Origin of the sequence: Intrasporangium zincisolvens (genome assembly GCF_034724055.1) — a bacterium.
GTDB classification, from domain to species: Bacteria; Actinomycetota; Actinomycetes; order Actinomycetales; family Dermatophilaceae; genus Monashia; species Monashia zincisolvens.
In genome coordinates, this window is the sequence record NZ_JAWIIL010000004.1 from 327,360 (window position 1) to 351,882 (window position 24,523).

A 24,523-nucleotide genomic window follows, 5' to 3' on the forward strand; every position below is an offset into this window, starting at 1 on the left:
GGAGGCGGAACGCAGCGGGGACACCGTCGGTGACGGTGTCCCCGCTGTCGCGTGGCAGGGGCCTCAGGACCGCTCGTCGGCGAGCAGTGCCTCGTAGGCCGGCAGGGTGAGGAAGTCGGGGAAGTCGTCGGCCAGGGCCGACTCCACGAAGAGCTGACGAGCCTTGTCCCACAGCGGATCCGCGTCGAACACGTCGGATCCGACGCGGCCGCGCAGGCCGGCGAACTCCTGCTCGACGACGTCCTCGACGAGGGCGCGGGTGACGGTCTCGCCCGAGCCGAGCGTGACGTCGTTGTGCACCCACTGCCACACCTGCGACCGGGAGATCTCGGCGGTGGCGGCGTCCTCCATGAGGTTGTTGATGCCGGCTGCCCCGTTGCCCGAGAGCCAGGCATGCACGTACTGGATGCCGACCGCGACGTTGCCGCGGAGGCCGTCGAGGGTGCGACCCCCCGGGGTGCTCGCGACGTCGAGCAGGTCGGCCGCCGCGACGGACACGTCGGGACGCTGTCGGTCGAGCTGGTTCGGGCGGTCACCGAGGGTCTCGGTAAAGATCTCGGCGCAGAGCGGCACGAGGTCGGGGTGGGCCACCCAGGACCCGTCGAAGCCGGCGGTGGCCTCCCGCGTCTTGTCCTCGCGCACCTTGGCGAAGGCACGCTCGTTGGCCTCGGCGTCGCGCCGGCTCGGGATGAACGCCGCCATGCCGCCGATCGCCACGGCCCCGCGGCGATGGCAGGTGGCGACGAGCAGGTCGCTGTAGGCCTTCATCATCGGCGCGTTCATCGTCACGTCGTTGCGGTCGGGCAACGTGAACGACGGACCGGCGTCGCGGAAGTTCTTGATGACGGAGAAGAGGTAGTCCCAGCGACCGGCGTTGAGCCCGGCGGCGTGCTCGCGCAGCTCCCAGAGGATCTCGTCCATCTCGAAGGCAGCCGTGATCGTCTCGATGAGCACGGTGGCGCGGATCGTGCCGGGGTCGAGCCCGAGGACCTGCTCCGTGTGCGTGAAGACGTCGTTCCAGAGCCGTGCCTCGAGGTGCGACTCCGTCTTCGGCAGGTAGAAGTACGGGCCGCGCTCCCGGTCGACGAGCTCGCGGGCGTTGTGGAACGCGAAGAGGCCGAAGTCGACCAGACCGCCGACGGCTGCACGGCCGTCGAGCAGCACGTGGGCCTCGTCGAGGTGCCAGCCGCGGGGCCGGGGCACGATGACCGGCGTCGACCCGGGGTCGCGCAGGGCGTACTCCTTGCCGGCGGGGTCGGTGAAGGCGATGGTGCCGCGGACGGCGTCGCGGAGGTTGACCTGGCCACCGACGACGTTGGCCCAGTGGGGCGTGTTGGCGTCCTCGAGGTCGGCGAGCCACACCTTCGCGCCCGAGTTGAGCGCGTTGATCGACATCTTGCGGTCGGTCGGGCCGGTGATCTCGACGCGGCGGTCCTCGAGGCCCGGCGCCGGCGCGGGCACGGTCCACTCCGAGGCGCGCACGTCGGCCGTCCCGGGCAGGAAGTCGAGGCCGGCGCCGCCGGCGATCTCCGTGCGACGGCGGGCGCGCGCCTCGAGCAGCTCGTCCCGGCGTGCGGCGAACCGCTCGTGGAGGTCGGCGACGAAGGCGAGCGCCTCCGGGGTCAGGACCTCCTCCTGCCGCTCGACGTCGGGGCCCGAGATCGTGATCGACGTGGTGCCTGGCATGGGTGCTCCTCCGCGGGACCGGGGACACGCAGCGGGCGCTTCGGCGACGGTGCCGGGTGTCCTGCAAGACTTGGACCGAGCGTGCTGCCCGCCATCGGGCGATCCGCTCGCTATGATTTCATCATACGGAAATCATTTCTCACAAACAGCACCCTCCTCGTGAGACACCCAACCCGAGAGGCACTCCATGCCGGCACGCACGTCGATCTCCGGGGCCTCCTCCAGCGCCCGGTCCAGCGCGTCGTCGTCGGCGGACGGGGTCCGGGGCGCCAAGGCGTCCGGCGGTGTGCAGTCGCTCGACCGGGCGTTCACGATCCTCGAGACCATCGCCGACGCCGGCGGCGTCATCAGCCTCTCGCAGCTCGCCTCGGACACCCGGCTCCCCCTGCCGACGATCCACCGCCTGGTGCGCACGCTCGTCGACCTCGGCTACGTGCGCCAGGAGCCCTCGCGCCAGTACTCCCTCGGCCCGCGGCTCATCCGGCTCGGCGAGCTGACGTCGCGTCGCCTCGCGGCCTGGGCCCGGCCGCACCTCGAGCAGGTCGTCGCGCAGGTCGGTGAGTCGGTCAACCTCGCGATGCTCGACGGCGACCAGATCGTCTACGTCGGCCACGTCATGCCCTCGCAGAACTCCATGCGGATGTTCACCGAGGTCGGTCGCCGGGTCGACCCGCACACGACCGCCGTCGGCAAGGCGATCCTCGCCGGCGACGACGACGCCTCGGTGCGGGCCCTGCTCGCCCGCACCGGGATGGGCACCCGCACCGTCCACACCATCACCAGCCCCGACGCGTTCGTCGAGGAGCTCGGCCTGACCCGGCAGCGCGGCTACGCCCTCGACAACGAGGAGCAGGAGCTCGGCGTGCGGTGCGTCGCCGTCGTGGTGCCCGGCGACCACCGGCTCGCACTGTCCATCTCCGGACCGCAGCCGCGGATGGGCGACGCCGTCATCGACAAGGCGGTCGGGCCCCTGCGCGCCGCCGCGGCCGCGGTCGCGGCCGAGCTCGACTCCCGCTCCTGACCTCCGTCCGGCATCACTCGCCGGGGGTGACCGCCCCGGCCCGGACCACGGCGCCCAGCCTGCCGACCCCCGTTGCCGCCCGGCCGGGCGGACCGTCCGCGACCGGTGCAGATCATCCGGCCCGACGGATGTGGCGACGCGGCGTCTGACGCACGCTGGAGCCCGTTCGACGGGTCAGCCGGACCCGTCGAGGACGTGCCAGGGGGTGCCCACATGACCGGTCCCGACGTATCGAGCCCTGCCCCGCAGACGCGTGTCACGGTGGATGCCCGTCGGCTTTGGGGAGGCGGCCTCGCCACGGCGTGCGTGGCGGCGCTGCTCGCCGTCGCCGGCGTCCTCATCTGCCAGGACGTCCTGGATATCCGGCTCGTCCGGCCCGCCCTGCTCCTCGACCTCGCCCACTCGTTCGCGTTCGACTACGCCGTGACCGCCTTCGTCCTGGCGGTCGTCGCGACGGGACTGGCCCACGCCCTCCTGCTGACCACCCCGAGACCGCGGACGTTCTTCGCCTGGATCGTGGGCCTGGCCACCGTCTGCGGGGTCGCGGCACCGTTTGCCTTCGACGTCGCGAGGTCGAGCCAGGTCGCGACGGCCGCGATCAACCTGGCGCTCGGAATCTGTACCGGGTCGCTGATCGGTGCCGTGATGTCACGGACCGTGCGCGTCACCGCGCACGGGCGGCGATGACGACCGACATCGTCGTGGGCTTCGACGGGAGCCCCGGTGCAGAGTCAGCCGTCGACTGGGCCGCCCGCGAGGCGGGCATCCAGGGCGTCGTGCTCAGGGTCGTGACCGCGGAGCCCTGGGTCCCCCTGTCCCACGGGGCTCCCGGCGCCGGTGCGGTGCCCCCCAGGGGCAACCACCGCGCCGACAGCATCGTCGCCGGAGGCCTCCTGCGTGCTGCGAAGGTGCTCGACGACTCGCACCTCGAGGCCGCCGTCATCCCGGGGTATGCGCCCGTCGCGCTGGTGCGCGAGTCAGGAGACGCCGCCCTGGTGGTGGTCGGGCACCGGGAGCACGGTCGCCCGCGTGAGTACGCCACGGGCTCGGTCGCCCTGTCGGTCGCGATGCACTCGCGGTGCGACGTCGTGGTGGTGCCTCCGGGAGACACCGTGACGGTCGGGCCGGACCGTCCGGTCGTCGTCGGGGTCGACGGCAGCGACGGCGCCAACCGGGCGGCCCGGCGCGCGGCGCAGATCGCCTCGGAGCGGGGCGCGATCCTCATCCTCGTCCAGGCGTGGCGCGGGCGGCGCGACGAGCGGCGCACCCCCGAGACCGGAGCGGACGTGCCGCCGGACGAGTTCACCTACTTCGAACGCGTGGCCGGCCACTCCCTCGAGGAGACCGCGAACCAGCTGTCCGCCCTTCACGACGAGCGCTCCGGCCGGCACCAGGTCGTGGAGACCCAACCGGTCGCAGCCCTCGTCGACGCCTGCCAGGGAGCAGGTCTGCTCGTCGTCGGGAGCCGCAGCCTCGGAGGGTTCCGCCGGATGGTCCTCGGCTCGGTCAGCCGCGCCGCCGTCCGCCGCGCGAAGGTCCCGATCCTCGTTGTCCGTGGTTGACCGGAGCCGCCTCCCGCGACGCACGCCGCGACCAGGGACTTGCGCCTCTACCCGCGAGAGATCCCGGCCCCGACGCTGGGAGCACCATTCCCGAGCCCGCTGCCCCTCGTCGTGGACGGGCCGAACCAGGAGGCCGCGATGAAGGCGAACATCGGCGACCGCATCGTGCTCGCACCCGTGACGGTGGATGCACCGATGCGCGACGGCGAGGTGCTCGAGACCCGAGGGCCCGGGGGCGCCCCGCCCTTCCTCATCCGCTGGAGCGACGGTCACACCGGGTTGTTCTACCCGGGCCCCGGAGCCATCCTCAGCCTCGGCACCGGTCACCCCGACGACGTCGTCGAAGCGCCTCCGTTAGAGGCCGCCCCGACGGCGGAAGAGGGCCATGACGCCCCGGTCCGAGGCGCCGAGGCAGCGAGTCGCCGCCGCGTGCACGACTGGCAGGTCCGCGTCACGATCTTCGAGAGCGACGACGAGACGCACGCTAACGTCGTTCTGCTGTCGGACTCCCCGGCTCACCTCACGGCCCGGGGCGAGAGCACCCGCGGCCCCGACGACCAGCCGGTGCCCGAGATCGGTGACGAGATCGCGGTCGCCCGGGCCCTGCGCCACCTGGCCGACCGGCTGATCGAGGTCGCCACCGGCGACATCGAGACACTCACCGGTGAGCACGACGTCAGGGTCCGTGCGACCTGACCGCGGCCTCGACGACCCGGCGCCGGGTGGCCTCGCCCCGGACGCCCTTGGACCCCGCACGACCGAGACGGCCGACGGCACCGACGCCACCGACGCAACTCGCGACCTGGACCCCCGGGAGCCGGCCGACCGGGTGCTGCGCGATCTGCGGACGACCCGCCAGGGCCTGCGCAGCCGCGAGGCCCACCGGCGTCTCGAGGTGGTCGGCGAGAACTCCCTGAGCGTGCGCTCGGAGCGGTCCTGGCCCAAAGAGCTGTTGGGCCAGCTGACGCACCCGCTCGCCCTGTTGCTCTGGGCTGCCGGCGCGTTGGCCTGGTTCAACGGCAGCGCGCCCCTCGCCGCAGCGATCGTCGTCGTCATCATCGTGAACGCCGCCTTCGCGTTCGTGCAGGAGCAGCAGGCGGTGCGGGCCGTCGAGGCCCTGACCGCCTACCTGCCCCAGCAGACGCGGGTGCTGCGTGACGGTCGTGCCCTGCGCGTGGACGCGAAGAGCATCGTGCCGGGGGACGTCATCCAGGTCGGGGAAGGCGAGCAGGTCCCCGCCGACGCGCGGGTGCTCTCCGGGTCGGTGGAGGTCGACCTGTCGATGCTCACCGGCGAGTCCCTGCCGGCGCTCCGCACGCCGCAGGGGCGCCACGACGTGCCGCTGCTCGAGGCGCCGGACCTGCTCTTCAGCGGCACGTCCTGCCTGTCGGGCGAGGGCACGGCCGTGGTCTTCGCCACCGGGATGCACACCGAGCTGGGGCGCATCGCCGCCCTGTCCCAGCACGTGCGCCGCGAGCAGAGCCCGCTGGAGCGGCAGGTCAAGCATGTCGCCCGTCTCATCGGCATCGTCGCCCTCGCGATGGGCGTCGCGTTCATCCCGCTCGGGACGCTCGTCGCCGGCCTGTCGCTGAGGGACACGACGCAGTTCGCCATCGGCCTGCTCGTCGCCAACGTCCCCGAGGGGCTGCTGCCGACGATCACCCTCGCGCTCGCGCTCGGCGTCAGGTCGCTCGCGCGCGAGGGCGCGCTCGTCAAGCGCATCTCCGCCGTGGAGACCCTCGGGTCGACGACCGTCATCTGCACCGACAAGACCGGCACGCTGACCCTGAACCGGATGCGGGTGGTGCGCTGCTGGACCCCGGACGGCGAGGTCCGGCTCGACCCTGCGGCGACCGCCCCGGACCCACGCCTGAGCAGCGTCGACGGCGCCGGTCGCCGGCTCGTGTCGGCCGCCATGGCGTGCACCGTCGCGGGATGGAGCCCCGACGACCCGAGCCACGAGGTCGGCGACCCGACCGAGGTCGCCCTCCTCCGCCTCGGGCCGGTGGCCTCGCTCGCCCCACCCCTGCACGACGCCGATCGGCCCGTGTACCGGTTCGACCCGTTCCTGCGCAGGATGTCGACGGTCGACGCCGTGGACGGCCAGTCCGTCGTGCACACCAAGGGGGCACCCGAGGAGGTGCTGGCCCGGTGCACGCGGATCGCGACCGGCGCACGTCAGGACGCCCCTCTGGGCGGGTCCGAGGCACGCCGCGTGGCCGGCCTGGTGCAGGACTGGGCGGCCGAGGGGCTGCGGGTGCTCGCCGTCGCGGCCCGTCCACTGCCACAGGCGTCCTCAGGGTCCGTGGACCGGGACGACGTGGAGCGCGACCTGACGCTGCTGGGCCTCGTCGCGATGAGCGACACCCCGAGACCGGAGGTCCCCGACGCCGTCGCGTCGTGCCATCGGGCGGGCCTCAGGCTGATCATCGTCACCGGCGACCACGGCCTCACGGCTCGCGGGATCGCCCAGCGCGTCGGGATCGGCGACGAGTCGACGCCGATCGTCACCGGCCCCGAGCTCGACCGCCTGTCCGACGCCGACCTCGAGGACCTGCTCGCCCGCAGCCGGGAGCTCGTCTTCGCCCGCAGCTCCCCCGAGGCCAAGCTCCGCATCGCCGACGCCCTGCGCGCCCAGGGCCACGTGGTGGCCATGACCGGCGACGGCGTCAACGACGCCCCCGCGCTGCGGCGCGCGGACATCGGCGTCGCCATGGGCCGGTCCGGCACCGACGTCGCGCGCGAGGCCGCGACGATGGTGCTCACCGACGACAACTTCGCCACGATCGTGGCCGCCGTCCGGGCCGGTCGCCAGATCTACGACAACGTCCGCAAGTTCATCGTCTACATCTTCGCCCACGCCACGCCGGAGGTCGTGCCGTTCCTCCTCTACGCCCTCTCCGGTGGGCGGATCCCGTTGCCCCTCACCGTGATGCAGATCCTCGCGATCGACCTCGGCACCGAGACGCTGCCGGCTCTCGCGCTCGGGCGTGAGCCGCCGGAGCCCGGTCTCATGGACGCGCCACCCCGGCAGCGGGGCCACGGTGTCATCGACCCGCCCATGCTGGGTCGGGCGTGGGGGCTCCTCGGTGGCGTCTCCGCGGCGCTGGTGCTCTCCCTGTACCTCGGCACGCTCCTGTCGGGTGGGTGGCGACCGGGCGCCGACGTCAGCGCGGGCCCGTTGCAGCTGGTCTGGCAGCAGGCCACCACGATGACCTTCCTCGGGATCGTGGCCTGCCAGGTCGGCTCCGCCACGGCGGCGCGAACGCAGCACGCCTCCTTGCGGCAGGTCGGCCTGTTCACCAACCGGCTGCTCTGGTGGGGGATCCTCTTCGAGCTCGCCTTCGCGGCTGTGATCGTGTCCTGGCCGCCCCTGCAGCGGGTGTTCGGCACGGCGGTCCCCGAGCCGTGGCAGCTAGCAGCACTGCTGCCGCTGCCCTTCATCGTCTGGGGCGTCGACGAGCTGTGGCGCCTGGTGATGCGTCGGCGCCGCCCTCGGCACGGAGGCGTCGGGAGGGCGTCAGGCGAGGCCGGGACGGCGTCCTGAGCGACGTGTGCGGGCTCCGATGGTCATGGCACGACGCGCAGCCGGTTGCGGACGGCCGTCACACCGGCGATCGCGGACGCGGCCTGGGCCACGAGGCGCGCCTCCTCGGGGCTGCGCACGGTGCCGGTCAGCTCGAGGACCGTACCCACCGCCTGGACGTGGACCTGGGCGGCCGTCTCCTGCGCGCTCCGGACCAGCGCAGCCAGGATCGCGCCCGCCGCCTCGTCGGCCGTCGGTGACGTGTACGGCTCGATGTCGATCATGTCGACCACGGCCGTCACGCCCGGCGCCGCCCGGACGGCGTCGTCCAGCGCGATGCGCTGCTCGGTCGAGCCGAGGCAACCGGTCAGGAGCACGCGGCTCCCGTGGACGACGAAGCGCACCGCCCCTTCGGGGATCGTGGCATCCGTTGCCAGCGCCTCGGCCACGGCCCGGACGACGTCGGCCTCGTCGTCGTTGTCCGGGCGAGGCCGGACCACGAGCTCGTCGGCGATCCTCCTCAGCCCGTCCGCGCGGAAGGCTGTCTGCAGGACGGCCTCCTTCTCGCGCTCCGACCCGACCTCTCCCGCGAGGACGATCGTCCCGTCCTCGACGGTGACCGCGACGCGGTCGGCCTCGACGCCGGGGGCGAACCTCAGGTGCGCCATGACGCGCAGCTCCAGGGCGTGGTCGGTGCCAGTCAGATCCCGGGTCATGTCCTGATCCTGCGCCGACTCCGTCACATCTGGCCGGGACCTAGGACCTACGGCCCGGGACCTTCGGGCGCCGGAGCCCGACAGTGGTGCCGTGGGCGTCCGCGTCGAGCGCGACGCCCCTCCCCTGCCACCCAGGAGGTACCCATGGACGCACGGGCGTCGACGACGCGACCGGCACCGATCGCGGTGGGCTACGACGGATCCACCGCCGCCGAGACCGCCCTCGAGTGGGCGGCCGAGGAGGCCGTGAGCCGGTCGTGCCGGCTCGAGATCCTGATGGCGACCGCCCCCTCGTTCGAGGGAGCGCCGGCCCCGATCGGACTGTCGTCGTCGGTCGTGCCGGGCCGGATGCGTCACGCCCCCGACACGCTGGCGGACGACGCACGGCGCCTGGCGGCGAAGGTCCTCACCGACGACGCGATCGAGATGACCACGGTGGACGGTGCCGCCGCGCCGGCCCTGATCCGGGCCTCCGAGCGGGCGCAGATGCTCGTCGTGGGCAACCGCGGGCACGGAGCGATCGGCTCGGCGCTGCTCGGTTCGGTGTCCTCGACGGTCGCCCAGCACGCGCACTGCCCCGTCACCGTCGTGCGCGGGACGGTCGACGACCCGGACCGCCGACGCCCGGTCACCGTCGGGGTCGACTACCTCGAGCCCTCATCTGCTGCCGTCCGGTTCGCCGCGGACCTCGCCGCCCGCTGGGCGGTCCCGCTGCGGGTCGTCTCGGCGTGGGCCGACCCGGAACCGGGGCCGATCGGCCTGTCCCACCTTCAGACCCGCCCGGTCAGCGAGGGGGCACGAGCCCGGCAGGACCTGGCCAGGGCGGCGACGCTGGAGGCGGCCGCGCAGGCACGGCTCGTCTCGCCCGACCTCGTGCTCGAGCTGCTCACGCCCGGGTCTCCCGCGGCGCCCGCCCTCGAGGACGACTCGCGGCGCTCCGGCCTCCTCGTCCTGGGCTCGCGCCGGCTGGGGCCCCTCGAACGGGTCGCCGTGGGCTCGGTCGGCGACGCGGTCCTCAACCACGCGTCGTGTCCGGTGACGATCGTGCCCACCTGCACCGCGCACACGGCCGGGCGATGGTGATCGGTCGAAACGGCGTGCGTCGCCACTGAGGGGGCGATGATCGAGGGGCTGGATCCAACCCCTCAGCGCCGGTCCGGAGGGTCGGCGCGTCCGAAGGAAAGGCTGGCCATGTCGTTCTGGGACATCATCTGGTTCATCATCGTGTTCTTCGCCTTCGCGACCTATCTCATGGTCCTGTTCTCGATCGTCATGGACCTGTTCCGCGACCCCGAGGTGTCGGGCTGGATGAAGGCGCTCTGGGTGGCGTGCCTCATCCTCTTCACCTTCATCACCGCGATCGTCTACCTCATCGTGCGTGGTCGCGCCATGACCGAGCGTGCGACGCGCGACGCCCATGCGGTGCGCTCGGCCCAGGACGACTACATCCGGACGGTCGCGAGCGGCGGGCCCTCCCCCACCGACCAGATCGCCCGCGCCAAGGAGCTGCTCGACGCCGGCACCATCACGGCAGAGGAGTTCGAGGCGCTCAAGACCAAGGCCCTGGCCTGACCACCGGCCACTGACCCGTGGCGCTGACGCGCCGGACCCGGGACCAAGGTCCCTGCCACGGGACGGACGGGGACCCTACGGTCACGAGCACGACCTGCACAGAAGGCGTCAGATCGCGGTCTGACGCACGCCGGCGACGTCGACACCGTCCTCTTGTCGCACGGCACCCAACGGCATTGGACCACGCATGTCGCACGCCATCAGCCTCCCCACCCGTGTCGACGACCACGCCTCGCGCCTGGCCGAGATGAGCATCCGGGAGCTGATCGGCGCGCTGGCGACGACCGAGGAGCGCTTGCGAACGGTGCCGAGTCTCGTCACCTTCGGCGGGCGTCTCGTGGCCAACCCCGAGCGACGGCTGCTGCTCCAGCAGCAGCGTCGGGTCATCGCCGCCCTGCGCCGACGCCGCGCCGCGCTGCGCCTGCCCGTGCGGCGCCACTGAGCCCACGGCCGGGAACCCGTTCAGCCGGAGGCATGTCCGCGCATCGGCCGCGGAGTGGGCCCCTCGTCAACTAGCCTCGGATCATGAGTCGGGCGACGGCCCCTCGCAGGTTGACGGCGCGGTTCTGGCGAGGACGGCGCTCCGCCGCCGCGGCCGGGATCGTCTTCGGCGTGCTGCTGCTGGCCGCCCTGACGATGGTGCGCCTCGCGCTCTCGGACACGAGCGTCGCCTCACTGCAGTCGGACCCGTCGAAACGCGCGCTCATCGGGCTGAGCCTCAACCTCGTCCCCTTCGCGGGCATCGCGTTCCTCTGGTTCATCGGGGTCATCCGCGACCAGCTGGGTGACGTCGAGGACCGGCTCTTCTCCACCGTCTTCCTCGGCAGCGGCCTGCTCTTCCTCGCGATGCTCTTCATGGGCGCGGTGACCACGAGCACCGTGATGTCACTCGTCGTCGCCCCGACCCCCAGCGCGGAGCTGTTCGACTACGGCCGCGTGACCACCCAGGGCCTCATCTCGGTCTACGCGCTGCGGATGGCCGCCGTGTTCACCCTCTCGGTCAGCACGGTGGGCCTGCGGACCGGGGCGCTGCCCCGCTGGGTGGTGTACAGCGGCTACGTCGTGGCGCTGGCGCTGATGGTGGCCGCCGGTGAGCACAAGTGGGTGCAGCTCATCTTCCCCGCGTGGGTGCTCATGGTGAGCGTCGTCATCCTCGTGACCAGCCCGCCCGACCACGACACGGTCACCTAGCGCGACGCGGTCACCTAGCGCGACGCGGTGACCTGACGCGACGCGCTCACCTGGCCACGCCGCGCGCGTCGCACGGCGGGTCGACCGTGACGCCGACGACGTGCAGCTGGGTGTCCATGAGCTGGAGCGTGCGTTGCATCGCCGTCGGTTGCAGCGTGCCGATGCCCGGGCCGTAGGGGTGGTTGAAGAACACCACGAGCAGCATGAGCACGGCGATGACCATCGTCACGGTCCCCATCAGGACGCCCTGCGTCAGCGCCCGTTCCCCGCTGTCGGCGAAGAAGAGCATGAAGCCGAAGAGAGCCAGGCTGAGCAGCAGGAGGCCGATCCACAGCGGCACGGGGATGATCCCCGACGCCGAGTGGAGGCGGGCGTCGCGCGCCTCCTGCCGCTGGGTCGTCTGGTCCATCCACCGGTCGTACGCCGACTGCTCGGCGGCCGTGCCGGGTTGGACGGGCTTGATCGTCAGGAACATCCGGGCACCCCACGGGTTCACCGTCTCGCCCAGGGTGCCCGCGTCCACCGCGTCCCACTCGGCCCCCGCGACGGACCTCGCGTAGCAGACGAGCTGGCCGGTCAGCGGGCCGGACACGTCGGAGGGCAGGAACTGGGCCGTCTGGGTCATCTCGGCCACGACCGTGGCCTCGGTCGCCGCTCCCGCCCGGGAGCCGTCGTAGGACTGGAACGCCAGGAAGATGATGAAGCCGAGGAGCACCGAGAAGCCGGTCGCGAGGACGCCGAAGACCCCGGCGGCACGGTCGCCGTCGCTGAAGTAGCCGCCCACCGGGGCCTTGCGGCGCACCAGCAGCATGACCGTGACCGTCACGGCCGTGAGGGCGCCGGCGATGAGCAGTCCCCAGACGACGTTCACGGGCGGCGGTCGGGCGCGATCGTGAGGGCCATGCCTGAAGTCTGTGGGCTGTCAGGGGTCCCCGTCAGCCCATCGGTCGTTTTCGACGAACCGGCCGACACGGGGCCCCGGCGGCCCGACCGGGCACGCAGTACCCGCCGCTGCGGGACCGGGCTAGGCCGGAGGCTGGAAGGTGCCGACGCACGCCCTGTTGCCGTCGGGGTCCGCGATCACTGTCGTGCGGGGTGCCCGGCTGTCGTCGACGACCACACCGCCTGCAGCGACCGCGGCGGCGATCCGCGACTCGGCCACGTCGTGGGGCAGCTGGACGTCGAGGTGGAACCGCTGCCTCGGCGTCTCGTGCGGTTCGGTGCGCTGGAAGGACAGGATCGGCACCCGACGCGTCGCGTCGCGGACGTCGTCCCCGATCGTCCCCCGCCCCAGCGAGGTGCTGTCCCCCGTCAGCAGGGAGCTCCACACCGGTGCGACCCGGGCTGCGTCGGCGGTGTCGAGGACCAGCTCGATGGCGGTCACCGCCGCCGGGTCGGCCGCGGCGGCGTGCCGGGCTGCGACGTCGCTGATCCGTCGGGCCAGGTCGAGGTCCTGCTGGGTCACCCACTCGACCTCGTGCTCGGCGCCGGCGTCGTCCCGGCAGATCGCGTCGTCGCTGACCAGTCTCACGTCGACGAAGTCCCTGCCGATCCGCACCTCCGGCGCGTGGCCGACCTGCTCGGCGGCGGTCGCCACGTCGGCGACGAACCGTGCTCCCGCCGCGAAGTCGGCGACGACGAAGCGGGCGTGCAGCCCCTGGCCGAGCTTGCGCCAGTCAGGCAGGCCGGCCTCGCTGATCTGTTCGCCGCTGAGCATGTCCATGGCAATCCCTTCTCCTGGTCCCGTGAGGACGACGCTAGGGGTGGTTCCGGACGATCGGCGTCAGACGCGTCGCGTCCGTTGGTCGCAGTCGGTGCCGGCGGGTAGCGTCCACGTCCCAGTGGACACGTCATGGATCGTCGCGGCCGCCGAGTCCTACGACCGGGTGGCTGATCGGTACGTCGCCGCCGTCCGGGCGGGGCTGGACGACCTGCCCTTCGAGTCGGCCCTGGTCGCGCACTTCGCCCACCAGGTGGCAGCCGCGGGTGGTGGTCAGGTGCTCGACCTCGGCTGCGGCCCCGGGCTCCTCACCAGGCACCTGGCCGGTCTGGGCCTGCCGGTGCTGGGCGTGGACGTCTCGCCCGAGATGCTCCGGATCGCACGTCGGTACAACCCCGCAGCGTCGTTCGTGGAGGCCTCGCTGACCCGGCTCCCTCTCGCGGACAGCTCGGTCGGCGGCGTCTTCTGCTGGTACGTCCTGCACCACGTGCCCGACGACGACGTGACCCGGTCCTTCGCAGAGATCGCCCGCGTCCTGCGCCCGGGCGGCCACCTGATGCTCGGCGGTCACGTCGGCGACGGCGCCTACGTCAAGACCGAGGGCTACGGGGGGCTGCCGATGAACGTGCTCGTCGCGCGCCGCAGCCCCGACGCGTACGCGGAGCGCGCCCGCGAGGCAGGCTTGGTCGTGGACGCCACGATCCTGCTCGGACCCGACCGACCAGCGGGCGCAGCAGTTCTGCTCGCCCACCGGCCGGCGAGCACCTAGCCGAACGTCGCCGGCAGTCCCAGCGCGGCCCGGAGCCGCTCCGCGTACCGACATCGCCTCGATCCGCAACCCGCGCTGGTCGATCAGCGAGAATCCCGACCATGGGAAAGGTGCTGCTGGACCGGGTGATCTTCACCGACTACGGCCAGCTCGACCTGGGCTGGGTCGACTCCTTCGGCTTCGATGGCGACGTCGACCGGTTCTTCGCCGACCAGGTCAACGGCGTCGTCGGTGCAGCTGACGCCACTGGCCTCTACGTCAACCTCGCTCGGCGCTCCGGAGGTTCGCACGTCCGAATCGAGCTGTGCGACAGCCCGTCCGACGCTCGGGAGCTGTGGGAGGACGTCGTGGAGGTGCTGGTGTCGATCCCGGATGGGGCGCGCCCGCGCTGGGCATCCTGGGCCGGGGAGGACGGCGGGCCTCTGGCCATCCCCCCGGGCACCTACCGCCTCCGGGTGAGCGCCCGTGGCCGTGACGACGGACGCGACGGAGAGTTCGTGGAGGGCGTCGTGGACACCTACCTGCTCGAGCTCTGGCCGGCGCCGCCGGCACCGGATGCCGTCCTTCGGGTGGGAAGTCTCGACGCCGCCTACTGGCACCGGGAGGTCGGCGGCCGTCGGTGACGGTGGCTGCCGACGCGCGCCCGGTCGGGTCCAGAGGTCAGCGGCCCTCCGCGCCGCAACGACCGTGGAGATGGTCCTGCCCACAGTGTCCAGGGCTCGCTGGCCGTGGCACACCACATACCTCGGTCGAGGCTTCTGCCCTAGGGTTGCCGGCGGCCCGGTCACCGACGTGACCGGCCGCCGGCCCACCGTCGCGCGGGCCGTGACCGCCGACCGAGGATGAAGGGCAGCGAAGGTTTCCGATGATCAACGTCCTGCTGGCTGGTGGCGTCTCGATGGCCGTGGCGCTGCTCTGCACGAAACCGTTCATCGCGTTCCTGGTGCGGCGACGTTACGGCCAGTTCATCCATGACGACCTCACCCACCACCACGTCAAGCGCGGGAAGCCCACCATGGGCGGCGCGGTGATCATCGGGGCGGTGTTCGTCGGCTACTTCGGCTCGCACGCGCTCCTGCTGCTGCTGACCGCCACAGGGACGCTCAAGGTGATCCACAACGGGATCTCGGTCAGCGCCCTGCTCGTGCTCTTCCTGCTCGCCGGGCTCGGGCTGGTCGGGTTCCTCGACGACTACACGAAGATCCGCAAGGAGCGCAGCCTCGGCCTCACGGGTCGGCAGAAGCTCGTGGGCCAGACGCTGGTCACCGTCGTCTTCGCCCTGGGCGCCCTGCTCCTGACCGACGAGAACGGGCAGTCCCCCGCATCGACGGCGATCTCGTTCGTCCGGGACACCAGCGTCGACCTCGACTTCGCCGGCCCCGTGGTGGCGGTGGTCCTCTTCATCGCGTGGGCCAGCGTCCTCATCGCCGGCGCATCCAACGGGGTCAACATCACCGACGGCCTGGACGGCCTGGCCACCGGGGCCTCCGTCATGGTGTTCGGTGCCTACACGCTGATCGCGATGTGGCAGTACAACCAGGGCTGCGCGGTCGCTCCCGGCCCGCACTGCTACCCCGTGGGCGACGCGCTCGACCTCGCAGTGATCTCGTGCGCGATCGGCGGCGCCTGCTTCGGCTTCCTGTGGTGGAACACCTCCCCGGCCGAGATCATCATGGGCGACACCGGGTCGCTGTCCCTCGGCGCCGCGTTGGCCGGACTGGCCATCCTCACCCACACGCAGCTGCTGCTCGTGGTCCTCGGCGGTCTCTTCGTCATCGTCACCGCGTCCGTCATCATCCAGGTGGCGAGCTTCAAGCTCACCGGCAAGCGGGTGTTCCGCATCGCCCCGATCCACCACCACTTCGAGATGGTCGGGTGGTCCGAGGTCACCATCGTGGCCCGGTTCTGGATCATCGCCGGGATCTGCATCACGGCAGGCCTCGCGCTCTTCTACGCCGAATGGCTCACCGGCGCCTAGCCCCTCCTTCGCGGGCGGCTCGTGCCGACCGGTTCCGCACAGACCTCACGACGTGGCTGCAGCCTCGGGGATCGCTCCGAGCTGCTGGAGGAGCGACAACATGTCCGCCACGCCCCAGTGCTCGCAGACCAGGCCCGCGTCGTCGAAGCGCATGATGTCGATGAGGTCCACCTCGGCGTGGCGGCCGGATGCCGGCATCCCCATGAAGTCCCCGGTCTGCGTGCCCGAGACCGTCACCCGCGCCACCGCCCGGTCACCACTGGGGAGGACCTCGACGGCGTCCATGCGCAGGTCGGGGAAGGCGGCCCGGTAGCCGCGGAAGAGGTCGAGGACCCCCGCCTTGGTGGGGGGCAGTCCGGGCGCCTCCTGGTGCTCGACGAAGTTCTCGGCGAGCAGGTCGCCGAACCCGTCGATGTCTCCGGCGCTGATGAGCTCGTAGGTGCGTCGCATCGTCGCGGTGTGGTCCATGGTCGTCCTTCCAGGTGGGTGTGGTGGCGGAACCGACAGCGGCTCAGGCCTCGACGTAGACGGTGAACGGCTGGATGACACCGTGCGACTCGGCCTGCGCGGCCACCTCCGGGGGCATCGCGGCGACCATCGCCAGGAACGCCTCGACGTCGTCGACCTCGAGGGAGAGAGCTGCCTGGTTGCTTCCGTCGAGGGCGAGCAGGTCGGTGACCTCTCTGGCACCCGGAGCGGCGGCGACCCGCTCGGACTTGCCGGCCAGCCACCGCTGGGGGTCCTGGATGGCGTGGGTGATGACGATTCGGGGCATGCGCTCGACCTCCCGTCGGGATCGCCGGCGCCTGTCGCCGACGCGTGCTGCCTGTTCGATCGTCCGGCGCGCGTGCGCCCGAGACATCACTCGATCGAGCGATGCACGACGCCGGCCAGTGCCACCCGGTTGGTGACGCCGAGCTTGCCGAAGACGTGGCGCAGGTGCGTGTTGACCGTGTGCGGCGAGATGTACAGGCGCCGCGCGACAGCGCCGTTGGTCAGCCCCTCCGCCACGAGGAGCGACACGGCGTGCTCGGTCGCGGTGAGGCTCTCCCAGCCGGCCGTGGCGCGACGCCGGGGGCCGCGTGAGCCCCGGTGCACGCCGAGGGCCCGCAGCTGGGCCCGGACCCTGCCGGCCCACGCCTCGGCCCCGGCGCGCTCGTGGCGTTCGAGGGCCTCGGTGAGCAGAGCGGCGGGCTCGTCCCGCCGGCCGGCCGCGGCCAGCAGCGCCGCCGCGTCCTCGCAGGCTCCGGTGTGCTCGATGAGGAAGGGCCCCGCTCTGGCCAGGGTGACCGCCTCGAGCACGGACTCCACGTGGCCGTCGACGAGCCCACGGCAGCGCAGGGCCAGGCCCTGCACACTCGGTACCTCGGGGGCGAGCGGCACCTGGGCCGCGACGGCGTCCGCGACCTCGGCGGCGACGTCTCGGTGGCCCAGCTCCAGTGCGAGACGCACGAGGTCAGGGGCGAAGGTCCGGTGGTAGAACCGGTCGTCGATGGCGGTGCTGGAACGCCAGCAGCGATGGAGCAGGTCGTAGGCGCCGCGTCGGTCCCCCTGGGCGGACATCAGCCGGGCCAGCGCGAACGCGATGAGCCCGCCGTTGTAGGCGAGTTGGTCGTCCGGCCACGGGGTGAGCCCCGCCGAGAGCGCCCGCGCGGCCGCGAGATCGCCGGTGGCCGTGGCGATGACCACCCGGAGCGCCAGGGACTGTGACAGCAGCAGCGGATGGTTCTTGTCCTGTGCGGCCTGGCCACCCGCGACGAGCTCGGGAAGGACGTCGTCCCAGTCGCCGACGGCGACGGCCGCCCCGGCGTCGGCCATCAGGGTGTCCGCGAGCCACCACCCGGTACCGAACTCGTCGTCGAGGGCCTCGCGGTAGGTCGCTCTGGCTTCGTCCACGCGGTCGCAGTCGAAGAGGGCGAGGCCGAGCAGCAACTTCGGCTGGAGGGGCAGCGCGCCGGCGTCGGGCGCTCCGGCGGCGAGGGCCGCGGCCCGCCGGGCGTCGTCGAGCGCCTCCTCGAAGCGGCCCTGTCTGCCCAGCGCCACGAGGAGCGCGCTGAGGGCCCACACGCTCAGCGCTCCGCCGCCTGCAGCCTCGGCGACGGCGAGGGCTCGCCGGGCCGCCTGCTCACCACCGCGATGGTCGCCGGAGTACGTCATGGCCCAGGCCTGCTGGGCGAGCATCGGGACCTGCTCGAAGGGCCTCAGCGGCACCCGCCCGTCGAGGCTCCGTTCCACGACGTCGACGAGCTCGGTGGTGCGGTTCTGGAGCGCCAGGGCACCGACCAGGGCGAGCCGGACCGGGGTGTCGACCTCGGGGGCGTGCGGCCGGGCGAGGATCGCCTCGGCCCGCCCCGACGCCTCGGCCACCCTGCCCGCGCGGAGCAGCGCCTGCACGACCTCTGCTGCCACCGGATCCGCGTCCACGTGGCCGGTGGGCAGCAGCGCTTCGGCGTGCTGGAGGAGGTCGACCGCGACTCCGGGTGACTGCGCTGCCGTGTCGCGGGCAGCCTCCCGCAGCCAGGCAACCGCCTCCACGTCACCCTGCTCGGCCCCGAGCAACAGGTGGTCCGCCACCTCGAGCCGGTCGGCACCCGCCGCCCTCAGCGTCGCGGCCGCCTCGCGATGAAGGAGGCGACGGGCGGACACCGGTGTGTGCTCGTAGATGGCGTGGTGGACCAGCTCGTGACGGAACACGACCCGGCTGTCGACCTCGTCGAGCAGCTGCAGGTCGAAGGCCTCACCGAGACCGCGGACGACCTCGGTCGCCGGCTGGTGGGTCACCAGCGCGACGTCCCGCACCGACACCGCGTCCCCGAGCGCGGCGGTGACGCGCAGCAGGTCGAGGGTCGCCGGCGACAGGGCCTGCAGGCGACGGATGACGAGGTCGTTCAGCGAGGCAGGCAGCTCGGTGCCTGTGGTCTCGATCCTGCCGTCATCGGTGCCGCGCAGCATCTTCTCCTGTTCGAGCGTCCGCAGAATCGCCTTGGCCCACAACGGATTTCCCCCGGCCTTGTCGAGCAGGACGGTGAGGGCGGGTCCGGGCGGGGCGCCCAGCACCCCCGCGGCGAGGGCGGCCATGTCCACGGCGCCGAGCGCTCCGAGACTCACGGTGCGTGCGCCGGCCGCGGTCAGGTCCTCGAGGAGGCGGACGACCTCCGACGACAGCGGCGACGCCCGGGTCGACACGACGACGAGCAGGGGCGAGAGCGACAGCCGCCGCACGATGGCCGACAGCGCCGCCAGGCTCGCCCCGTCGGCCCAGTGGACGTCCTCCGCGACGAGCAGCACCGGGTGCTCGGCGCACTCGGCCTCCACGAGGTCGACGACCTCCTCGACGACCCGGTACCCGAGGTCGCCACCGAACTGGCCTTCCGCGCCCGGGACGTGGCCGTGGAGCAGCGCGGAGAGTGAGGCTCTTCGCCGGTCGGGCGAGCGAGGATGGAGGGCGAGCGCCGAGGCGACCACCCCGAAGGGGCGCGCACGCTCGAAGGGATGGGCACGGCCGTACCTGACGGCGACGTCGCGGGCACGTGCCTCCTCGGTGAGCGCGTGCACGAGGTGGGTCTTGCCGATGCCGGCCTCCCCCTCCACGATGAGGGCGCCGGCGCGTCCGTCGCCCAGATCACGCGCCATGTCTGTCGCGAGGGCGAATTCCACCGAGCGCCCTACGGACACGGCCGCCGGGGACACCCAGTCAGCGTCCCGCACCGCCGACCCGGGTGTCCAGAGCCGTTGCCACGCATGGCACCGCCGCCGGTCGTGCGCCGAGCAGCGTGACGCGTCGGCGCTTGTGTCATCGAGCGCACAGACCGGGACGTGCCCGACCCGTCACCCTCGACGTGGACGACCAGAGATGGTCACGCACCCGCAAGGAGGCCCCGATGACAACCACGACCCGCCGGCTCAGGCTCCACCCCGTTGACCGGCGCGCCTTCGCCGCCGTGGTCCTTGCCGGGGGCCTCGGGCTCGCAGCCTGCACCGCCGGCACCCTCCCGGTCGTCTCGTCCCGCGCCTCTACCGCGACCACGACCTCGCAGGAAGAGGCGAGCCCGGCGGGCCCGGGGGCTGCCTCGACCGCGACGACCGGGCCCGAACGCGACATCGTCCTGGCGGGCCGGCACTTCCGCGCCCGGTGCGACGGCAGCGGGCCCGCGGTCATCGTCGTGGCCGACTACGGCCAGTCGATGGACGACTCGGGGACCCTGCTCCATGACCTGGCGCCGAACGCCCAGGTGTGCCTGTACGACCGGCTCGGCGTCGGCCGCAGCGACTCGGCGCCGCACCTGCAGACGTTCGCCTCCCTCGCCGACGACCTCGACGGCGTCATCTCCGGGCTCGGGCTCACGCGCCCCGTCGTCGTGCTCGCACTGGTGAACGGTGCCCCGATCGCCCTCACCTGGGCGAGCCGGCACGAGAAGGACGCCCGCGCGGTCGTGCTGACGGAGCCCACCCCTCCTGGTTTCATGGGTCCTCGTGGGGCCCTGGTCCGGCTGCTTCCCCCGGACGACCCGGGCGACCTCGACCTGAGCAACCTGTGGCGCGAGCAGGACCACTTCAACGACCCGGCGCTCAACCGCGAGAGCCTCGACCCCGGGTCGTGGGACGCCTACCTGCGGCTCCCATCCACGTCCACACCGCTCTACGACCTCGTGGGGGCGGCGTCGCGTCCGTGGCCGGCATCGGTCGACGGGAAGAAGATCAACCAGGCCTGGCAGCAGGCCCAGAGCCGGGTGCTGCGGCTCTCCTCGACCTCCGAGCTGGTCACCGTCGCGAAGGACGCGGACTGGCCGCCGACCATCAAGCAGGCGCTCGAGCGCGCCCTCCAGAGCTGACGCCCCGGGCGCGGGAGCCGTTGACGTGGCAGGGTGACGCGCATGGTCGCCGCACCCAAGGACGTGTTGAGGAGCTACCTGCAGGGCGCGCGCGACGTGCTGCTCTGGAAGCTGGACGGCCTCTCCGAGCGTGACCTGCGGTTGCCGCGCACGCCGACGGGGACCAACCTGCTCGGCATCGTCAAGCACGCCCTGAACACCGAGGTGCTCTACTTCGGTCCGACGTTCGGCCGGGAGTGGCCGACACCCGACGAGCTCGTCTCCCCGGACGACCCCGACCCGCTGGCCGGGTGGTACGCCACCGAGACCGAGACGGCCTTCGGGCTCGTCGACCTCTACCGGCGCGTGCAGGCCTTCGCCGACGAGACGATCGACGCCCTGCCGCTCGACGCCGTCGGACACGTCGCGCACTGGAACGACGAGGCGGTCACGCTCCACGAGATCATGGTCCACAAGACCGTGGACCTGCAGCGCCACGCCGGGCACGCCGACATCCTGCGCGAGCAGCTCGACGGCTCCGTCGGCCTCCTGCCCGGGCACCGCAACGTTCCTGACGCCACGGACTGGTCGGCGCACACCGATCGTCTGACGGTGATCGCCAACCGGTTCGACTGATCACGCTCGACGCGAACCACGCGTCGGTCGCGATCCTGCGCCGTATCGGCATGCACGAGAAGGGAACCGGGGAGCTGGGCAGCTATGCGGGGATGGCGTCCCGCTACCGCCGGTTCACCCTGTCGGCGAGTGAGTTCCCACGCCCTCGAGGCGTGACGGCGCGCCGCACGGTCGGGTGCCCGGGCAACCTCACGGGGGCGTCGCTACGTTGAAGGAGCGAAGGGCCCGTGACAGGGCCCTCGGCGCGCGGTCACCGGTCCGGCGTCGATCCGGATCGATGCGGTAGCAGGACGCACAGGGGAGTCATGTCTGAACGCGACGAGCAGTTCACGCGGTACGTCCGGGGGCGCCGCGAGCACCTTCGACGATCCGCCCTGGTCCTGTGCGGTGACCCCACCACCGCCGAGGACCTCGTCCAGACGACCCTGACCAAGCTCTACCTCGCCTGGCCGCGCGTGGCGACGATGACCGCACCGGACGCGTATGCCCGGAGGGTTCTTGTCAACGCGCACGTGGACCTGACCCGCCGGCCCTGGTGGCGGCGTGAACTGTCCGCGGGCGACGACCTTCCGGAGCACCCGGCACACCCGAACGTCGGTGTCGTCGAGGACCGCGACGAGCTGGCCGACGCCCTGGCTGCCCTGCCTCCGGCGATGCGGCGGGTGATCGTCCTGCGATACCTGTGGGACCTCGGCATCGCCGAGACGGCCGACCTGCTCGGGATCTCGCCCGGGACCGTCAAGAGCCAGAGCTCCAAGGGTCTCGCCCACCTGGCACGTGCCCTGTCCCCCGCCGACCTGCCCCCGGCGCACGAAGCGCCCGACGCCCAGGAGGTGTCGCGATGACCGACACGATCGAGCAGCAGCTGCGAGATGGACTGGCGCGTCTTCGTGACGCCGGCCCCGCGCAACCGTTCGACCCGGCCGACGACCTCGCGCGGGGCCACGTCGCACGTCGCCGAGCCCGGTCCCGATCGCTGGCCGGCGTCGCGACATCCGTGACTGCCGTCGCGGTGGCCTGCGCTCTCTGGGTGCACGGCGCCAGCGGCCCGGCTCCCCACCCGGTCGGTTCGAGCAGCCACAGCGCCACGCTCAGTGACACCACTGCGCCGACGCCGTCCAGCACGGCGAGCCGTCCGTCGTACAGCACCGCTCCCCCGATGACGACCGGGCAGCTCGGTCGGCGGATGGTCGAGGTCGTGCGGGCCCGTGCGGCCGGCGCCGACCGGTACCTCGGAGGGTGGGGCGACGACTCGTCCGGCGGCGGGATCCGGACCAGCTTTGACAGCTTCGGCGTCGGCCGGTTCGCCATCTCCGTCGCGTGGGGCCGCCCCGGCTCCAGCTCGCTGGGGGGCGTCTCCGTCGGCGCCACCACCGCACCCTTCGCCAGGGAGGACGGCCAGGCGGCAAGCCTGCGCTGCGGCGGCGCGTTCACCGACACGACGACCTCCCCCTGCCGGCTGGCCGATGGGCGTCCGGACGGGCCCCGCCTCTACTACGGCAGCACGGGCACCACGCGCGCAGCCAGCCTCACCCGTCCCGACGGACGGGTCGCCTACGTCGTCGTGACCGCCCGGCAAGCGGGCAACTCGCTGACCGCGACCACCGCGCCCCTGCCTTCGAAGTCCGAGCTCATCGCCATCGTCACCGATCCCCGCCTCCTGTGGGACGGCGCCCTGGTGGACTCCTCGCCCTTTGGCTCGTCCGGAGGCACCTGGCTGAACGCGCCGTCGACGACCAGCCGGTGACGGGCGGGGGCGACACGAGACTTCAGCGGACCTGCCCGCCCCGACCCCCCGAGCGCTCCGTACCGAAGGCAGCGGCCATGGGGCGGATGGGAGAGGCGGAGCGGCTCACGGGACTCAGAGGGGCCTGCGCGAGCGCAGAGCGGAGAGCGCCATGCGCAGGTCAACCTCCACGAGCTCGTTGTTGAGGGCGACCACGACCACGCGTCGGCGTGCGCGCCCGAGCACCAGCGCGGCCGAGAGACCGGCGGCCCCCCCACCGACGACGACGACCTCGTGGTCCGGACCACCGGCCCCGTCGCCGTAGGGCGCGTTCTCGTCCATCCGACGAGGGTGGCCGACCTCGTGGGTGCACGGCAACGGTCCGCCGGGATCCGCGGCCCTGACCGGCACAACCCGGCCGTTCGACCGGGTCGATCCGACGGCCTCGCGAGCAGGGTGGTGGATGTCCGACCGGCCCGGTGCCGGGAACGGCCGCACCAGACACCGCCCTCCAGAGGAGACCGTCATGCCCACCCAGAACGCACACCCGCGACGTGACGAAGGCACCGGCAGCCGGGCCGTCCCGACGAGCCCGCACCCCACGAGTGCCGACAGCATGCGACGCTGACCCAGGACCGCTACGGGTCGGCCGACGTCCTGGCGCTTCGCGAGATCGAGCGCCCGACGCCGCGGAGCGGGCAGGTCCTGGTCAAGGTCGTCGCCGCCGGGATGGACCGGGGCGCCTGGCACTTCATGACCGGTGAGCCGTACCTCATGCGGCTGCTGGGCTTCGGGTTCCGGGCCCCGAGCGTCCGCGTGCCGGGGACGAACTTCGCGGGCGTCGTCGAAGCCGTGGGCGAGGGCGTCACGACCTACCAGCCCGGCGACGAGGTGTACGGAGCGTGCCGAGGCACCTTCGCCGAGTACGCCGTCGCCCCGGCCGAGAAGGTCGCGCCGAAACCGCCCCAGCTGTCCTTCGAGGAGGCGGCGGTGCTGCCCTACCCGACCTTCGTCGCCCTCCAGGCGCTGCGCGACCACGGCCGGGTGCAGCGGGGTCAGCGCATCCTCGTCGTGGGCGCCTCCGGCGCCGTCGGCACGGTCGCCGTTCAGATCGCTACCTCCCTCGGTGCGACCGTGACCGGGGTGTGCGGCCCCGCCGGCGCCGGGCTGGTGCGGTCCCTCGGCGCGAGCCACGTCATCGACTACACGACCGAGGACTTCGCCGACGGCTCCCAGCGGTTCGACGTGGTGCTCGACATCGGTGGCCGGACGCCGGTGCGCCGGCTGCGTCGGGCCCTCACCCGGTCCGGCGCCCTGGTCATCGTCGGCGGTGAGGGCGACCGGTGGGTCGGGGGCATCCAGCGACAGCTCGCGGCGATGGTGACGTCCGTGTTCGTGCCGCAGCGGCTCGTCTCCTTCGTCGTGAAGGAGCACGCGCGGGAGCTGCTGGCGATGAACGCGCTCGTGGCTGCCGGCCGGGTCAGGCCCGTGCTCGGCCCCGTCTTCCCACTTTCGGACGGAGCGAGGGCCGTCGTCGCCTTCGAGCAGGGCCACGCACCCGGACGCGTCGTCATCGCACCGTGAACAGCCACCCACCCACCCAGGAGTC

24 protein-coding genes and 1 pseudogene are annotated in these 24,523 nt (G+C 72.6%); 17 read left to right on the top strand and 8 right to left on the bottom strand.

What is annotated here, in order from left to right:
- Positions 1 to 63 precede the first annotated feature (63 nt).
- On the bottom strand, positions 64 to 1,686 hold the full coding sequence (gene aceB, locus RY076_RS13795; RefSeq protein WP_323099041.1) for a malate synthase A: 1,623 nt from the start codon (positions 1,684 to 1,686) through the stop codon (positions 64 to 66).
- 187 nt (positions 1,687 to 1,873) lie between these two features.
- Between aceB and RY076_RS13800 the strand changes: the two genes are divergently transcribed.
- The 5 genes from RY076_RS13800 to RY076_RS13820 all read left to right on the top strand — a co-directional run bounded on the left by RY076_RS13800 (position 1,874) and on the right by RY076_RS13820 (position 7,816).
- The gene (locus tag RY076_RS13800; protein WP_323099042.1) at positions 1,874 to 2,707 is read left to right on the top strand and encodes an IclR family transcriptional regulator; all 834 of its coding nucleotides are present in this window, start codon (positions 1,874 to 1,876) and stop codon (positions 2,705 to 2,707) included.
- 213 nt (positions 2,708 to 2,920) lie between these two features.
- The gene (locus RY076_RS13805) at positions 2,921 to 3,394 is read left to right on the top strand and encodes a DUF6069 family protein (RefSeq protein WP_323099043.1); all 474 of its coding nucleotides are present in this window, start codon (positions 2,921 to 2,923) and stop codon (positions 3,392 to 3,394) included.
- Positions 3,391 to 4,269, top strand: a complete 879-nt coding sequence (locus tag RY076_RS13810) for a universal stress protein (RefSeq protein WP_323099044.1) — start codon at positions 3,391 to 3,393, stop codon at positions 4,267 to 4,269. The genes RY076_RS13805 and RY076_RS13810 overlap by 4 nt, the downstream gene beginning before the upstream one ends.
- Before the next feature lie 138 nt (positions 4,270 to 4,407).
- Positions 4,408 to 4,965 (top strand): dsRBD fold-containing protein, encoded by a 558-nt coding sequence (locus RY076_RS13815; protein ID WP_323099045.1) that lies wholly within the window; start codon positions 4,408 to 4,410, stop codon positions 4,963 to 4,965.
- On the top strand, positions 4,934 to 7,816 hold the full coding sequence (locus RY076_RS13820; RefSeq protein WP_323099046.1) for a cation-translocating P-type ATPase: 2,883 nt from the start codon (positions 4,934 to 4,936) through the stop codon (positions 7,814 to 7,816). Before RY076_RS13815 ends, RY076_RS13820 begins: the two co-directional genes overlap by 32 nt.
- A gap of 23 nt (positions 7,817 to 7,839) precedes the next feature.
- Here RY076_RS13820 and RY076_RS13825 read toward each other — a convergent pair whose 3' ends face one another.
- Entirely contained in the window at positions 7,840 to 8,511 is a 672-nt protein-coding gene (locus RY076_RS13825; protein WP_323099048.1) for a BON domain-containing protein, read from the bottom strand.
- A gap of 144 nt (positions 8,512 to 8,655) precedes the next feature.
- Here RY076_RS13825 and RY076_RS13830 point away from each other — a divergent pair, with 144 nt between their 5' ends.
- From RY076_RS13830 to RY076_RS13845, 4 genes are all read left to right on the top strand, one after another.
- Entirely contained in the window at positions 8,656 to 9,594 is a 939-nt protein-coding gene (locus RY076_RS13830; protein WP_323099049.1) for a universal stress protein, read from the top strand.
- Between the two features lie 108 nt (positions 9,595 to 9,702).
- Positions 9,703 to 10,083, top strand: coding sequence for an SHOCT domain-containing protein (locus RY076_RS13835; RefSeq protein ID WP_323099050.1), 381 nt, complete (start codon positions 9,703 to 9,705; stop codon positions 10,081 to 10,083).
- A gap of 187 nt (positions 10,084 to 10,270) precedes the next feature.
- Positions 10,271 to 10,525 carry a hypothetical protein gene (locus RY076_RS13840; protein ID WP_323099051.1) on the top strand — a complete coding sequence of 85 codons (255 nt, stop codon included), beginning with the start codon at positions 10,271 to 10,273 and terminating at the stop codon, positions 10,523 to 10,525.
- Between the two features lie 83 nt (positions 10,526 to 10,608).
- Entirely contained in the window at positions 10,609 to 11,274 is a 666-nt protein-coding gene (locus RY076_RS13845; protein WP_323099052.1) for a hypothetical protein, read from the top strand.
- 46 nt (positions 11,275 to 11,320) lie between these two features.
- On the opposite strand, the gene RY076_RS13850 is transcribed toward RY076_RS13845, so the two are convergent.
- A complete protein-coding gene (locus tag RY076_RS13850) occupies positions 11,321 to 12,145 on the bottom strand; it encodes a bestrophin-like domain (RefSeq protein WP_323099054.1) in 825 nt (274 codons plus the stop codon).
- 153 nt (positions 12,146 to 12,298) lie between these two features.
- Positions 12,299 to 12,997: a VOC family protein gene (locus RY076_RS13855; RefSeq protein ID WP_323099055.1), complete on the bottom strand. Its 699-nt coding sequence runs from the start codon at positions 12,995 to 12,997 to the stop codon at positions 12,299 to 12,301.
- A 118-nt stretch (positions 12,998 to 13,115) separates the two neighbouring features.
- Here RY076_RS13855 and RY076_RS13860 point away from each other — a divergent pair, with 118 nt between their 5' ends.
- The 3 genes from RY076_RS13860 (at position 13,116) to mraY (ending at position 15,741) form a co-directional block, all read left to right on the top strand.
- The gene (locus tag RY076_RS13860; protein WP_323099056.1) at positions 13,116 to 13,763 is read left to right on the top strand and encodes a class I SAM-dependent methyltransferase; all 648 of its coding nucleotides are present in this window, start codon (positions 13,116 to 13,118) and stop codon (positions 13,761 to 13,763) included.
- A gap of 101 nt (positions 13,764 to 13,864) precedes the next feature.
- Positions 13,865 to 14,386, top strand: coding sequence for a hypothetical protein (locus tag RY076_RS13865; protein ID WP_323099057.1), 522 nt, complete (start codon positions 13,865 to 13,867; stop codon positions 14,384 to 14,386).
- Positions 14,387 to 14,628: 242 nt separating this feature from the next.
- Positions 14,629 to 15,741 (top strand): phospho-N-acetylmuramoyl-pentapeptide-transferase, encoded by a 1,113-nt coding sequence (mraY, locus tag RY076_RS13870; protein WP_323099058.1) that lies wholly within the window; start codon positions 14,629 to 14,631, stop codon positions 15,739 to 15,741.
- A gap of 45 nt (positions 15,742 to 15,786) precedes the next feature.
- Here mraY and RY076_RS13875 read toward each other — a convergent pair whose 3' ends face one another.
- The 3 genes from RY076_RS13875 to RY076_RS13885 form a co-directional block, all read right to left on the bottom strand.
- Positions 15,787 to 16,209: an ester cyclase gene (locus RY076_RS13875; protein ID WP_323099059.1), complete on the bottom strand. Its 423-nt coding sequence runs from the start codon at positions 16,207 to 16,209 to the stop codon at positions 15,787 to 15,789.
- 43 nt (positions 16,210 to 16,252) lie between these two features.
- Complete coding sequence (locus tag RY076_RS13880) at positions 16,253 to 16,516, bottom strand: hypothetical protein (protein ID WP_323099060.1); 264 nt, start codon at positions 16,514 to 16,516, stop codon at positions 16,253 to 16,255.
- 86 nt (positions 16,517 to 16,602) lie between these two features.
- A complete protein-coding gene (locus tag RY076_RS13885; RefSeq protein WP_323099061.1) occupies positions 16,603 to 19,449 on the bottom strand; it encodes a helix-turn-helix transcriptional regulator in 2,847 nt (948 codons plus the stop codon).
- A gap of 173 nt (positions 19,450 to 19,622) precedes the next feature.
- Here RY076_RS13885 and RY076_RS13890 point away from each other — a divergent pair, with 173 nt between their 5' ends.
- The 4 genes from RY076_RS13890 (at position 19,623) to RY076_RS13905 (ending at position 22,935) form a co-directional block, all read left to right on the top strand.
- Positions 19,623 to 20,573, top strand: coding sequence for an alpha/beta fold hydrolase (locus RY076_RS13890; protein WP_323099062.1), 951 nt, complete (start codon positions 19,623 to 19,625; stop codon positions 20,571 to 20,573).
- Positions 20,574 to 20,615: 42 nt separating this feature from the next.
- On the top strand, positions 20,616 to 21,188 hold the full coding sequence (locus RY076_RS13895; RefSeq protein WP_323099063.1) for a DinB family protein: 573 nt from the start codon (positions 20,616 to 20,618) through the stop codon (positions 21,186 to 21,188).
- Between the two features lie 305 nt (positions 21,189 to 21,493).
- Positions 21,494 to 22,033 carry a SigE family RNA polymerase sigma factor gene (locus tag RY076_RS13900; RefSeq protein WP_323099064.1) on the top strand — a complete coding sequence of 180 codons (540 nt, stop codon included), beginning with the start codon at positions 21,494 to 21,496 and terminating at the stop codon, positions 22,031 to 22,033.
- Positions 22,030 to 22,935, top strand: a complete 906-nt coding sequence (locus tag RY076_RS13905) for a hypothetical protein (RefSeq protein ID WP_323099066.1) — start codon at positions 22,030 to 22,032, stop codon at positions 22,933 to 22,935. The genes RY076_RS13900 and RY076_RS13905 overlap by 4 nt, the downstream gene beginning before the upstream one ends.
- A 189-nt stretch (positions 22,936 to 23,124) precedes the next feature.
- Here the strand turns inward: RY076_RS13905 and RY076_RS23670 are convergent.
- Positions 23,125 to 23,256: pseudogene (locus RY076_RS23670) on the bottom strand (FAD-binding protein); the annotation flags it as partial.
- Between the two features lie 330 nt (positions 23,257 to 23,586).
- On the opposite strand from RY076_RS23670, the gene RY076_RS13915 reads away from it, so the two are divergent.
- On the top strand, positions 23,587 to 24,498 hold the full coding sequence (locus tag RY076_RS13915; RefSeq protein WP_413785781.1) for an NAD(P)-dependent alcohol dehydrogenase: 912 nt from the start codon (positions 23,587 to 23,589) through the stop codon (positions 24,496 to 24,498).
- The last annotated feature ends 25 nt before the right edge of the window (positions 24,499 to 24,523 follow it).